Here is a 12,588-nt window from a genome sequence, read left to right as displayed (position 1 = left end):
CTGATGGGCCAGGCCGCCTGTGAGGCCGGCAGGCATTCGGGTGGTGACCAGGGCGCGCCGCACCCCGGCCACCACGGCTTCATCAGCCCGCGTTCAGTTGCTGCTCCAGATCGTGCAGCACCTTGTAGCAGGGCAGCACCTGGGCCACGCTCGAATTGGGCTCGCGGCCTTCGCGGATGGCGGCGAAGAACTCGCGGTCCTGCAGTTCGATGCCGTTCATGGACACGTCCACCTTCGACACGTCGATCTTTTCTTCCTTGCCATTGACCAGGTCGTCGTAGCGCGCGATGTAGGTGGCGCTGTCGCCGATGTAGCGGAAGAAGGTGCCCAGCGGGCCGTCGTTGTTGAACGACAGGCTCAGGGTGCAGATGGCGCCGTTGGCCGCCTTGAGCTGGATCGACATGTCCATGGCGATGCCCAGGGTCGGGTGGATCGGGCCCTGGATGGCGTTGGCCTTCACGATGGGGCTGCCGGCCTGGTAGGCGAACAGGTCCACGGTGTGGGCGGCGTGGTGCCACAGCAGGTGGTCGGTCCAGCTGCGCGGCTGGCCCAGCGCGTTCATGTTGGTGCGGCGGAAGAAGTAGGTCTGCACATCCATCTGCTGGATGTTGAACTCGCCGGCCTGGATCTTCTTGTGCACGTACTGGTGGCTGGGGTTGAAGCGGCGGGTGTGGCCGCACATGGCCACCAGGCCGCTGCTCTTGGCCAGGTCCACCACCTCTTGCGCGTCCTTCCAGCTGTCGGCCAGCGGGATCTCGACCTGCACGTGCTTGCCGGCCTTCAGGCAGGCCAGGCTTTGCGAGGCGTGCATCTGGGTGGGGGTGCACAGGATCACGGCGTCGACTTCGGGCAGGGCCAGGCTGTCGGCCAGGTCGGTGGTGACGTGGCCGATGCCGTACTTGGCGGCCACTTCACGGGTTTTTTCGAGGTCGCGGCTGATCAGCGACACCACTTCGACGCCGTCGATGTTCTTGATGCCGTCCAGGTGCTTGATGCCGAAGGCACCGGCGCCTGCCAGGGCGACTTTGATGGTTTTGTTGCTCATGCTTGGTTCTCCAGAATCAGGTGGCCTACGGCCGTGTTGGATGCAGGGACGTGGTAGAAGCGGTGCGTCACCTTGGGCGCCGGGCCTTTGCCGTTGACGTCGTCCATGGCGCCGCGGGCGATCAGCCACATCACCAGCTCGATGCCTTCCGAGCCGGCTTCGCGCACGTAGTCGACATGGGGCTTGTGCGACAGGGCTTCGGGGTCGGCGATCAGCTGATCCAGGAAGGCGTTGTCCCATTCCTTGTTGATCAGGCCGGCGCGCGGGCCTTGCAACTGGTGGCTCATGCCACCGGTGCCCCAGATGTGCACGTTGAGGTTTTCATCGAAGCTGTCGACCGCCTTGCGGATGGCCTTGCCCAGGTTGTAGCAGCGCCGGCCCGAGGGCACGGGGTACTGCACCACGTTGACGGCGAAGGGGATCACGGGGCAGGGCCAGGAGAACGCGTCTGCGGGGGGCTGGCCGCACATCAGCGACAGCGGCACGGTCAGGCCGTGGTCCACGTCCATCTTGTTGACGATGGTGAGGTCGAAGTCGTCCTGGATCACGCTTTGCGCGATGTGGCTGGCCAGGTCGGGGTGGCCGATCACCTTGGGCACGGGGCGCGGGCCCCAGCCTTCGTCGGCGGGCTGGAACTCGGCCGCGGTGCCGATGGCAAAGGTGGGGATCATCTCCAGGCTGAAGGCCGTGGCGTGGTCGTTGTAGACCAGGAACACCACATCAGGCTTGTTGTCCTTCATCCATTGCTTGGAGAATTCATAGCCCTTGAACAGCGGTTGCCAGTAGGCCTCTTCGGTCTTGCCGAGGTCGATGGCCGCGCCGATGGCCGGCACGTGCGAGGTGAATACGGAAGCGGTGATCTTGGCCATGTCAGGCTTTCTTGTGGGCGCTGCCCTGGGGTTGTCGATGCGCCTGGGCGTCGCCGTCTTCGCCGATGAAGCGGTTGCCTTCGATGGAACGGCCGCCGCTGATCATCATGTTGCGGTATTCCTCTTCGGTCATGCCGGTCATCGAGCCTGCCATCTGCTGGAAGCTCTTGCCATCGGTGGCGCCGATCTTGGCCAGAAAGTAGATGTTGCCGCCCGCGGCCATGCAGCGGTTCAGGTCGCGCGTGAGCACGCCCTGCTTCTGCTCTTCGGTCATCGGCCACTCGTCGAGGTAGGCGCGTTCATCGGCCTTGAAGCGTGCGCGGTTCTCGGCCTTCATCAGGCTCATGCAGAACTGGTTGAGCCAGTAGCCCTTGCGCGATTGCTCGGCGTCGAAGATGGTCGTGCCGGGCACGTCCAGGTAGGGTTTGTCGAGTGCCATTTCATTCTTCCAATTTGACGGTCGAAATCGCCGCCGGGCCGCCCCAAGGCGATTTGCGCCCCCCGGGGGGGCAGCGACCCGCGCAGCGGTGGGGCGTGGGGGTCATTGTTCTTCTGGCCAGTAAAGGCGCATGGGGTTGGTGACGAGCAGCTTCTGCTGCAGCTCGGCAGTGGGCGCGATGTGCGGGATGAAGTCGACCAGCAGGCCGTCGTCGGGCATGTGGTCCTTCAGGTTGGGGTGCGGCCAGTCGGTGCCCCACAGCACGCGGTCCGGGAACTCCTGCACCACGGCGCGGGCGAAGGGGATCACGTCGGTGTAGGCGTTCTGCTCGCCGTCCAGGGCCTTGGGGCCACTCACGCTCAGGCGCTCGGGGCAGCTCACCTTGCTCCACACATTGGTGTGCTCGCGCATGAACTTCAGGAACAGCTGGAACTCGGGGCCGTCGATGGGCTTGCTCACATCGGGGCGGCCCATGTGGTCCACCACCACGGTGGTGGGCAGGGCGGTGAAGAAGTCCCACAGCTCGGGCAGGTCCACCGCCTCGAAGTAGATCACCACGTGCCAGCCGAGCTTGCCGATGCGGTTGGCGATCTCCAGCAGCTCGTCCTTGGGCGTGAAGTCGACCAGGCGCTTGACGAAGTTGAAGCGCACACCGCGTACGCCGGCGGCGTGCAGGGCCTGCAGCTCTTCGTCGGTGACCGAGCGCTTGACGGTGGCCACGCCGCGGGCCTTGCCGCCGCTGGACAGGCAGGCATCGACCATGGCGCGGTTGTCGGCGCCGTGGCAGGTGGCCTGCACCACCACGTTGCGGGCAAAGCCCAGGTGGTCGCGCAGCGCGTACAGCTGTTGCTTGCTGGCGTCGCAGGGGGTGTATTTGCGTTCGGGGGCGTAGGGAAACTCGGCCCCCGGGCCGAACACGTGGCAGTGCGCGTCAACCGCGCCGGCCGGCAGCTTGAAAGCCGGCTTGGCCGGGCCTTCGTACCAGTCCAGCCAGCCGGAGGTCTTGGTGAAATCACCTGTGGTGGGTTTGCTCATGTCAATCTCTGTGGGGGTGGTGTTGCCAAAGAGGCGGCCCGCAGCGGGGCCGCCGGGGGGGCGCATCAGTCGATGTACTTCAAGCCGGCGGCGGCCAGCGGCTCGCGCATCTTGTACATGTCCAGGCCCAGCACGCCCGAGGCCAGCTTGGCGCGCTTTTCGCCTTCGAACGATTCGCGCTTGATGGCGGCCTCCAGGGTGGCCTGGGCGCGGGCGGCGGGCACGCAGACCACGCCGTCGTCGTCGGCCACGATCACGTCACCCGGGGTGACCAGCATGCCGGCGCACACGATGGGGATGTTCACCGAGCCCAGGGTGGCCTTGATGGTGCCCTTGCTGCTGATGGCCTTGCTCCAGACCGGGAAGTTCATCTCCTGCAGCGTGGCCACGTCGCGCACGCCGGCGTCGATGATCAGGGCACGGGCGCCACGGGCCTGGAAGCTGGTGGCCAGCAGGTCGCCAAAGTAGCCGTCGGTGCATTCGGCGGTGACCGCGGCCACCACGATGTCGCCGGGCTGGATCTGCTCGGCGGCCACGTGCATCATCCAGTTGTCGCCGGGCTGCAGCAGTACGGTGACGGCGGTGCCCGACACCTTCTGGCCCGCGTAGATGGGGCGCATGTAGGGCTTGAGCAGGCCGACACGGCCCATGGCTTCGTGCACGGTGGCCGAGCCCAGGGCGGCCAGGCCGTCGGCGGCCGCGCGGTCGGCGCGGGTGATGTTGCGGTAAACGACTCCGAGTTCGTACATGGTGTTGCTCCGGTTCGTTGAATGGGGTTACAGGCCCTTGGCCTTGAGGGCCTTGTCCAGGCGCGGGAAGACGCGGCGGGCGTTGCCTTCGTAGACCTTGTAGCGGTCTTCGTCGCTCAGGTTGGGCGTGGCGGCCACGTAGCGCTTGGTGTCGTCGTAGTAGTGGCCGGTTTCGGGGTCGATGCCGCGCACGGCGCCGATCATCTCGCTGGCAAACAGGATGTTGTCCACCGGGATCACCTTGGTCAGCAGGTCGATGCCCGGCTGGTGGTACACGCAGGTGTCAAAGAAGATGTTGTTGAGCAGGTGGTCCTTCAGCAGAGGCTTCTTCAGCTCTTGCGCCAGGCCCCGGAAACGGCCCCAGTGGTAGGGCACCGCGCCGCCGCCGTGCGGGATCAGGAACTTCAGGGTGGGGAAGTCCTTGAACAGGTCGCTGGTCAGGCATTGCATGAAGGCTGTGGTGTCGGCGTTCAGGTAGTGGGCGCCGGTGGTGTGGAAGCAGCTGTTGCAGCTGGTGCTCACGTGGATCATCGCCGGGATGTCGTACTCGACCATCTTTTCATAGATGGGGTACCAGTGGCGGTCCGACAGCGGCGGGCTGGTCCAGTGGCCGCCCGAAGGATCGGGGTTCAGGTTGATGCCCACGTTGCCGTACTGCTCCACGCACTTGACCAGTTCGGGGATGCAGGTGGCCGGGTCCACGCCCGGCGACTGCGGCAGCATGGCGGCCGGGATGAAGTGGTCGGGGAACAGCTCGCTCACGCGGAAGCACAGCTCGTTGCAGATGGCGGCCCAGGTGGACGAGGTCTCGAAGTCGCCGATGTGGTGCGCCATGAAGCTGGCGCGCGGGCTGAAGATGGTCAGGTCGCTGCCGCGCTCTTTCATCAGCTTGAGCTGGTTGGTCTCGATGGACTCGCGCAGCTCGTCGTCGCTGATCTTCAGCTCGGAGGCCTTGGGCGCCTTGCTGGGGTCTTTCAGGGCGGCGATCTGCAGGTCGCGCCAGGCGCCCAGGGCGGCCGGGGCGGTGGTGTAGTGGCCGTGAACGTCGATGATCATCGGGGATTCTCCAGAGGGTCGAAAACAGAAGGGGTTCAGAAAGCTCAGTGCGCAGCCACCGGCACGAGGCGGGCGCTGCTGTCATCGCCCCCCTTGGGGCGCTTGAATTCTTTCAGCATCAGGGCCGCGGTGGCAATGATGCCGGGGATGGCCACCACCGCAAAGATGTCACCAAAGCTCAGCTGGCGGGCCGACAGCTCGGCCACCAGGAAGGAGCCGGCAATGCCGCCAAAGCGGCCGATGCCCAGCATCCAGGCCACGCCGGTGGCACGGCCCCGCGTCGGGTAGTAGGCGGCGGCCAGGGCCGGCATCGACGATTGCGCGGTGTTCATGATGGTGCCGGCGATGAACACCACCACCACCAGCCAGCCCACCTGGCCGGCGGCCTGGCCGATGGCCCAGATCGAGACGGCGGTGAGCGCATAGCCAGTGGCGATGATGCGGTTGGCATTGAAGCGGTCCATCAACCAGCCAAAGAACACGGCGCCCACGCCCCCCAGCGGGAACAGGGCCGCGATCAGCGTGCCGGTCTTGGGGTCGATGCCGGCGTCCTTGAACAGCACGGGCATCCAGTTGATCAGGGCATAGAAGATCACCAGGCCCATGAAATAGGCCAACCACAGCATCAGCGAGCCCACGCGGTAGGGGGCCGACAGCACCACACCGATGCCGCTCTTGGCGTCGGAGTGTGCCGCCGTCTCGGTCAGCACAAAGCGCTTGGCCTTCAGCACGGCGGGGCCGGCAATGCGGGCCAGCACGGCGCGGATGCGCTCCACCGGCTGGCCATTGGCCACCATGTAGCGCACCGAATCGGGCAGCAGCACCACCAGCAGCAGCACCAGCAGCAGGGGCACGGCGCCGCCCAGGATCAGCACGCTGCGCCAGCCGAAGTTCGGGATCATCCAGGCCGCCAGAAAGCCGCCAAAGGCCGCGCCCAGCGGAAAGCCGCAGAACATGGCGTTGGTCAGGGTGGCGCGTCGGCCGTCCGGGCAGTATTCGCTCATCAGGGTCACGGCATTGGGCATGGCGGCACCCAGGCCCAGGCCGGTCACAAAGCGCAGCGCGCTCAGCGTGGTCAGGTCGGGGGCAAAGCCCGAGGCCAGGCAGGCCACGGCAAAGATCAGCACCGAGCCCACCAGCACCGTCTTGCGGCCCAGCCGGTCGGCCAGCGGGCCCGCCAGCAGGGCGCCGGCCGCCAGGCCAAACAGGGCGGCGCTCAGCACCGGGGCCAGGGCGGGCTTGCTGACGCCCCATTCCTTGATCAGCGAGGGCGCGATGTAGCCGATGGCGGCGGTGTCAAAACCGTCCAGCAGCACGATGAAGAAGCACAGCGCAAAGATCACCCACTGAAAGGGCGAAAACGGGTGCTCGTTGAGCAGGGTCTGGACGTTGACGTCCGAGGCATTGGGTTTCATGGCTTGTCTCTGGGTGATCCATCGGGGTTGCTTCCCTCCCTCGCTGAACCGGGCTGGCGCGGGCTCTGTGGCGGGTTGAGTCCCGCCTGGGCGCGCAATTTGTGTTGGCGCCGATTCTGGACAGGGCCGCCCCCGCTTGCCAGCGGCCCCCCACACTAGCTGGTATATCGAATTGATATAGTTCGACGAAAGGTATTCAAAATCACGCGTCATGGACCTCAAACAGCTCGAATACTTCGTTCGTGTGGCCGAACTGGGCAGCTTCACCCGGGCCTCGATCGCCCTCAACATCGCCCAGCCCGCGCTCAGCCGCCAGGTGCGCATGCTGGAGGTGGAGTTGCGTCAGAACCTGCTCGACCGCAACGGGCGCGGCGTCAAGCTGACCGAAAGCGGCAAGCTGCTGCTCGAGCACGGCCGCGGCATCCTGCACCAGGTGGAGGTGGCGCGCGAGGAGATGGGCAGCGCCCGCGGCGCCCTGGCCGGCCGGGTGTCGGTGGGCCTGCCGCCCAGCCTGTCGCGCCTGATCACCGTGCCGCTGGCACGCGCCTTCATGCAGCACCTGCCGCAGGCGCGGCTCACCCTCACCGAAGGCTTTTCGGTGCAGATGTACGAGGGCCTGCGCGTGGGCAACCTCGACATGGCGGTGCTGTACAACCCGGTGCGCTCGCCCGATCTGGAGATGAGCACGCTGCACGAAGAGCAACTGGTGCTGATCGCCGCCCGCGACCACCCCCTGCGCCAGGACACGCCCCTGCCCGCCACGCTGAGCCTGCGCGAGGTGGCGGCCCTGCCGCTGATCCTGCCCAGCCGGCCCAATGTGTTCCGCATCCTGATCGACGCCGAAATGGCCCGCTTCGGCCTCAAGCCCCAGGTCACGCTGGAGGTGGACGGCCTGAACGCCATCCTCAACCTGGTGCGCGAAGGCCTGGGCCACGCCGTGCTGCCCGCCTACACCCTGAGCAGCTTCAGCAACGCCACGCCCTTTGTGCTGCACGGCATCCACTCGCCGCGCATCATGAGCGAGCTGAACCTGGTGTGGTCCTCGCGCCGCCCCTCCACCGAAACCCACAAGCGCGCCCTGGCCCTGATCCGCGAGGTGGTGCAGCAGGCGGTGGCGGGCCATGCTGCAGGGGGAGACCGCGAGGCGCCGCCGCCCGTGTTGGCCGCTGCGCCACCCACCCCGAGCGAGCCCGCCGGGCAACGCCCTTCGCGCCGCCGCTGAGGCCGGGCCGAGAAGGGTAGGCCCCCCTCAATACGACTTCGGCAGCCCCAGCACTTTCTCTGCAATGAAGCACAGGATCAGCTGCGGGCTGACCGGGGCCAGGCGGGGGATCCAGGCTTCGCGCAGGTAGCGCTCCACGTGGTATTCCTTGGCATAGCCCATGCCGCCGTGGGTGAGGATGGCGTTTTCGCAGGCGTGGTAGCAGGCTTCGGCGGCCAGGTATTTGGCGCTGTTGGCCTCGGCGCCGCAGGGCTGGTGCTGGTCGTACAGCCAGGCGGCCTTGTGCACCATCAGGTGGGCGGCCTCCAGTTCCATCCATGACTTGGCCAGCGGGTGCTGGATGCCCTGGTTCATGCCGATGGGGCGGTCGAACACCACGCGCTCCTGGGCGTACAGCGCGCCGCGTGCCAGTGCGGCACGGCCCAGGCCCACGGCCTCGGCGGCGATCAGGATGCGTTCGGGGTTCAGGCCGTGCAGGATGTAGCTGAAGCCCTGGCCTTCTTCGCCCACGCGGTCTTCCACCGGGATGCGCAGGCCGTCGATGAAGACCTGGTTCGAGTCGACCGCCTTGCGGCCCATCTTCTCGATCTCGCGCACCTCCACGGTGCTGCGGTCCAGGTCGGTGTAGAACAGGCTCAGGCCTTCGGTGCCGCGGCATTCCTCGACCGGGGTGGTGCGGGCCAGCAGCAGGATCTTGTTGGCCACCTGGGCGGTCGAGATCCACACCTTCTGGCCGGTCACCACATAGTGGTCGCCCTGGCGCACGGCGCGGGTCTTGAGCTTGAGGGTGTTGAGGCCGGTGTTGGGTTCGGTCACGCCGAAGCAGGCCTTGTCGTGGCCCGCGATCAGGGGCGGCAGCCAGCGCTGTTTTTGCGCCTCGTTGCCAAACACCACCACGGGGTGCAGGCCGAAGATGTTCATGTGCACGGCCGAGGCGCCCGACAGACCGGCGCCGGTGGCGGCGATGGTGTGCATCATCAAGGCGGCTTCGCTGATGCCCAGGCCGGCGCCGCCATAGGCCTCGGGCATGGCGATGCCCAGCCAGCCGGCCTCGGCCAGGGCCTGGTGGAAGTCGCCCGGAAAGCCGCCCTCGCGGTCGTGGCGCAGCCAGTAGTCGGCATCAAAGGGCGCGCACACGCGCTCGACCGCATCGCGGATCTGCTGCTGTTGCTCGGTCCAGCCGAAATTCATGCAGCACCTCCGGTCGGGTTGGTGCGGCGCACGCGCTCGGGGTTCTCGCCGTAGGGGGGGCTGTAGATCACCAGCAGCTTCACCGGGGTGGCGCTGGTGACCTGGAACACATGCATCTCGTCTTGCGGAAAAAAGCAGGCATCGCCCGGCCCCAGCTCGAACGACTGGCCGGCCACTTCGACGTGGGCCGTGCCTTCGAGCAGGTAGCAGGCCTGCTCCATGCCCGGGTGGGCGTGGGGCAGGGCGCCGCCGCCCGGCGCCAGGGTGCCCAGCACCACCTCCAGGTGGCGCGCCCCTACGTTGTCGGGGCCGATCAGGCGCTGGTTGTGGGTGTGGGCGTGGTTGGCCGGCTGGTAGCTGGGCACGCTGCCGGCGCGCACGCAGTAGTCATATCGGGGGGCTTGAGACATGAGGGGCTTTCAAGGGGCGGAGCTCATTCGGGGCGGATGCCGGCCTGGCGGATCAGCTGCCCCCAGTGCCGCAGTTGCTCGGCCACGTACTGCGCAAAGGCCTCGGGCGTGGCGCCCGGCCACACCTGAAAGCCGATCTGGGCCAGCTTGTCTTGCACATCGGTGTCGGCCAGCACGGCGTTGATTTCGCGGTTGAGCCGCTCCACCACCGGCGGCGGCAGGCCGGCGGGGCCGAAGACGCCGTTCCACGAGGTCAGGTCAAAGCCCGGCACCGTCTTGCCGATCGGGGGCACGCCGGGCAGCAGGCGCGAGGCCTCGGCCGTGGTGATGCCCAGGGTGCGCACCTTGTCGCTCTTGAGCATGCTCATGCCCGAGCCCAGGTCGGCCACGTACATCTGCACCTGGCCGCCCACCAGGTCGGTCATGGCCTGCGGGCTGGATTTGTAGGGCACGCCCACGATGTCCAGGCCGGCCATGCGCTTGAGGGTTTCGCTGGCCACCAGCGAGGTGCTGTTGGGCGTGGCGTAGCTGAGCTGGCCGGGGCGGGCCTTGGCATAGGCGATGAACTCGCCCAAGGTGCGGGCCGGCACCGAAGGGTGGACCGCCAGGGCAAACGGCAGCTCGCCCACACCGGCCACGGGGGTGAAGTCCTTGATCGGGTCGTAGCGCAGTTGCGCAAACAGGCTGGGGTTGGCCGAGTGCGAGGTGTTGGTGGTCATGAACAGCGTGTAGCCGTCGGGCTTGGCCTTGGCCACGTACTGCGCACCCAATTGGGCGCTGGCGCCGGGGCGGTTGTCGATCAGCACCGGCTGGCGCAGGCGTTCGCCCAGCTTCTGTCCGAGGGCGCGGGCCACCGAGTCGGTGCCGCTGCCGGCCGCAAAGGGCACGACCAGGGTGATGGGGCCGGTGGGGTAGCTGCTGGGCGCAGTGGCCGGCGTGGTGGCGGGGGAAGTGGAGGGTGAGGCAGCGGGTGAGGGCAGGCTCTGGGCCCGGGCGGCCAGTGGGGCGCCCAGGGCCAGGGCCAGCAGTGCCGTGCAGGCATGCAAGCGGTTCATGGTGTTGTCTCCAAGGGGTGGCGCCCGGTCTGTGCCGGCTGCCGGAGGCCCATCTTGGAGTGCACTGGAGCCCAGGTCCAATTCAAAAAAACGCGTCGGCGATTGCTTTTGTGAATCGCGGCGCCGGGGCCGGAGTCTGACCCGGCGCTGGGGCCGGGTCGGGTGGCCCGCCCGGTGCGGGGCCAGGCCGGTGGGGGGCTCAGCTCAGCGGCTGGCGGCAATCGCCTCGCGCACCGAGGTCAGCTGGCGGCGCGACACCGACAGGCGCTCATCGAGGCCTTGCAGACGCACGGCCCAGCCATCGCCTTCTTCGCTGTCGTAGTGCTTCTCCAGCGCGCGCACCGCCTGGCGGGCCACCAGCGCATTGCGGTGGATGCGCATGAAGCGGTTGGGGTAGCGGGTTTCGAGGTCGCTCAGCGAGCCGTCGAGGATGTAGCTGCGCACCGCCGTGCGCACGGTCACGTACTTGAGCTCGGCCTTGAAGTACAGCACCTCGGCCAAGGGGACCCGCTCGGTGCGGCCACGGTCCTGGATGATCAGGTGCTCGGAGGGGCTGTTGTCGGGCTGCGGCTGGCTGCGCTGGGTCTGCAGGCGGCGCTCGGCCTTCTGCAGGGCTTCGCTCAGGCGGTCGGCGCGCACGGGCTTGGTGAGGTAGTCGACAGCATCGAGGTCGAAGGCCTGTACCGCATGCTCGGCATAGGCCGTGATGAAGATCACCACCGGCGGGCGCCTCAGGGTGCGCAGGTGGTTGGCCAGGCCCAGGCCGTCGGTGCCGGGCATGTGGATGTCCAGCAGGACCACATCGATGGGCTCGCGATCGAGCACCGACATGGCTGTGACGGCGTTGGTGGCCTCTTGGACCGTGAAGGGGTGAGCTGCGTGCAGGTCGCTCAGCAGCGTTCGCAGACGGGAGCGTGCCAATGCTTCGTCGTCAACGATCAGAAGGTGAAGCTCCATGGTGCTTTCAAGACGTTGATTGAATCCATGCGGCAAGGTTGTCTCCATGCCTCGACTCACGTCGGAAACGTGATTCGGACATGGTAGCGGTCGTCCCTCACGCCAGCACTGAACTCAATTTCGACGTCGTGCAACAAACGCAAGCGGTCGCTTACATTGGCGAGCGCTATCCCATGACCAGCTGTTTGAGCGGTCGTTTTTTGAGCTTCCGGTGGTAGTGAATTAATGATATCCAGGCGCACACGAGTCCCCTGATTGCGGGTTCGCACGATCAACTCGCCCCCCACCGCACTGGGCTCCACGCCGTGCTTGATGGCGTTCTCCACCAGGGGCTGTAACAGCAGGGGTGGCAGGCGGGCCTGACCGGCCTCGGGGTCGAGCTCCCAGTGCACGCGCAGCCGCTCGCCGAAGCGCACCTGCTCGATGGCCAGGTAGCGCTGGGCCAGCGCCACCTCCTCGTCCAGCGTGGCGGTCTCGCCGTGCTCGACCAGGGCGGCGCGGAACAGGTCGCTCAGGTCTTCCAGCAGGGTTTCGGCACGGGCCGGCTCGGCACGCACCAGGGCGATGGCGCTGTTCAGGGTGTTGAACAGAAAGTGCGGCCGGATGCGCGACTGCAGCTCGGCCAGGCGCGCTGTGGTGGCCGCCGGGGTGCGGGCGCGGGCGCGCCACACCAGGCTGGCCACCAGCAGCCCGGCCAGCAAGGCGCCGGTGCAGGCGCTGGCCAGCCAGGGCGAACGTTCGGTGAAGCCGGTCAGGGCCAGCAGGCCGCAGCCATACAGGCCGGTGAGCGCGCCCAGCAGGCTGCCCACCCCGTACTGGGCGGCGGCGGGTAGCCGCGCCAGCGTGTGCTTGAGCAGGCAGGCCACGACCAGCCAGGCCAGGGTGCCGGGCAGGGCGGCGCAGGTGAGCACGCCCACCAGCCCGACCCAGGCCATGAAGGTGTCGACCGCGTACAGCGCGGCCACGCCCATCACGGTTTCCACGAACAACACGGCGCGCAGAACCACGCCCACATGACAGGCATCGAACACCAGCGGAGCCGGTCTGGCCGACGGCTTGGAGGCGGTTTGCGGCGCGGTCGGACCGAAGGTCGATAAAATTTGCGAATCTTTCATGGCCTATCGCCTTTTCAGCGACCTCCTGGG

At 67.3% G+C, this 12,588-nt stretch carries 13 protein-coding genes; 1 reads left to right on the top strand and 12 read right to left on the bottom strand.

Features of this window, described 5'->3' with window-relative positions; genetic code table 11:
- Positions 1-82 precede the first annotated feature (82 nt).
- The 7 genes from L880_RS0117195 to L880_RS0117165 all read right to left on the bottom strand — a co-directional run bounded on the left by L880_RS0117195 (position 83) and on the right by L880_RS0117165 (position 6,608).
- The gene (locus L880_RS0117195) at positions 83-1,045 is read right to left on the bottom strand and encodes a Gfo/Idh/MocA family oxidoreductase (protein WP_027476729.1); all 963 of its coding nucleotides are present in this window, start codon (positions 1,043-1,045) and stop codon (positions 83-85) included.
- A complete protein-coding gene (locus tag L880_RS0117190; RefSeq protein ID WP_027476728.1) occupies positions 1,042-1,914 on the bottom strand; it encodes a class III extradiol dioxygenase subunit beta in 873 nt (290 codons plus the stop codon). The genes L880_RS0117195 and L880_RS0117190 overlap by 4 nt, the downstream gene beginning before the upstream one ends.
- Before the next feature lies 1 nt (position 1,915).
- Positions 1,916-2,353: a protocatechuate 4,5-dioxygenase subunit alpha gene (gene ligA, locus L880_RS0117185; protein WP_027476727.1), complete on the bottom strand. Its 438-nt coding sequence runs from the start codon at positions 2,351-2,353 to the stop codon at positions 1,916-1,918.
- A 102-nt stretch (positions 2,354-2,455) separates the two neighbouring features.
- Positions 2,456-3,388, bottom strand: coding sequence for an amidohydrolase family protein (locus tag L880_RS0117180; protein ID WP_027476726.1), 933 nt, complete (start codon positions 3,386-3,388; stop codon positions 2,456-2,458).
- Between the two features lie 65 nt (positions 3,389-3,453).
- The gene (gene ligK / locus L880_RS0117175; protein WP_027476725.1) at positions 3,454-4,137 is read right to left on the bottom strand and encodes a 4-carboxy-4-hydroxy-2-oxoadipate aldolase/oxaloacetate decarboxylase; all 684 of its coding nucleotides are present in this window, start codon (positions 4,135-4,137) and stop codon (positions 3,454-3,456) included.
- Positions 4,138-4,164: 27 nt separating this feature from the next.
- Positions 4,165-5,193, bottom strand: a complete 1,029-nt coding sequence (locus L880_RS0117170) for an amidohydrolase family protein (protein ID WP_027476724.1) — start codon at positions 5,191-5,193, stop codon at positions 4,165-4,167.
- Positions 5,194-5,237: 44 nt separating this feature from the next.
- Positions 5,238-6,608: an MFS transporter gene (locus L880_RS0117165; protein ID WP_027476723.1), complete on the bottom strand. Its 1,371-nt coding sequence runs from the start codon at positions 6,606-6,608 to the stop codon at positions 5,238-5,240.
- A gap of 211 nt (positions 6,609-6,819) precedes the next feature.
- Between L880_RS0117165 and L880_RS0117160 the strand changes: the two genes are divergently transcribed.
- Positions 6,820-7,830 carry a LysR family transcriptional regulator gene (locus tag L880_RS0117160; RefSeq protein ID WP_027476722.1) on the top strand — a complete coding sequence of 337 codons (1,011 nt, stop codon included), beginning with the start codon at positions 6,820-6,822 and terminating at the stop codon, positions 7,828-7,830.
- Between the two features lie 27 nt (positions 7,831-7,857).
- Here L880_RS0117160 and L880_RS0117155 read toward each other — a convergent pair whose 3' ends face one another.
- The 5 genes from L880_RS0117155 to L880_RS0117135 all read right to left on the bottom strand — a co-directional run bounded on the left by L880_RS0117155 (position 7,858) and on the right by L880_RS0117135 (position 12,558).
- Entirely contained in the window at positions 7,858-9,021 is a 1,164-nt protein-coding gene (locus L880_RS0117155; protein ID WP_027476721.1) for an acyl-CoA dehydrogenase family protein, read from the bottom strand.
- Positions 9,018-9,431, bottom strand: coding sequence for a cupin domain-containing protein (locus L880_RS0117150; protein WP_027476720.1), 414 nt, complete (start codon positions 9,429-9,431; stop codon positions 9,018-9,020). The genes L880_RS0117155 and L880_RS0117150 overlap by 4 nt, the downstream gene beginning before the upstream one ends.
- Before the next feature lie 23 nt (positions 9,432-9,454).
- Positions 9,455-10,486 carry a Bug family tripartite tricarboxylate transporter substrate binding protein gene (locus L880_RS0117145; protein WP_084461386.1) on the bottom strand — a complete coding sequence of 344 codons (1,032 nt, stop codon included), beginning with the start codon at positions 10,484-10,486 and terminating at the stop codon, positions 9,455-9,457.
- 204 nt (positions 10,487-10,690) lie between these two features.
- Positions 10,691-11,443 carry a LytR/AlgR family response regulator transcription factor gene (locus L880_RS0117140; RefSeq protein ID WP_027476718.1) on the bottom strand — a complete coding sequence of 251 codons (753 nt, stop codon included), beginning with the start codon at positions 11,441-11,443 and terminating at the stop codon, positions 10,691-10,693.
- Positions 11,444-11,499: 56 nt separating this feature from the next.
- Complete coding sequence (locus tag L880_RS0117135; RefSeq protein WP_027476717.1) at positions 11,500-12,558, bottom strand: sensor histidine kinase; 1,059 nt, start codon at positions 12,556-12,558, stop codon at positions 11,500-11,502.
- Positions 12,559-12,588 lie beyond the last annotated feature (30 nt).

The sequence above is a fragment of the Curvibacter gracilis ATCC BAA-807 genome (genome assembly GCF_000518645.1).
GTDB lineage: Bacteria > Pseudomonadota > Gammaproteobacteria > Burkholderiales > Burkholderiaceae_C > Curvibacter > Curvibacter gracilis.
The sequence above is the reverse complement of the archived record's forward strand: the minus strand, read 5'-3'. Positions and strand labels throughout refer to the sequence as shown.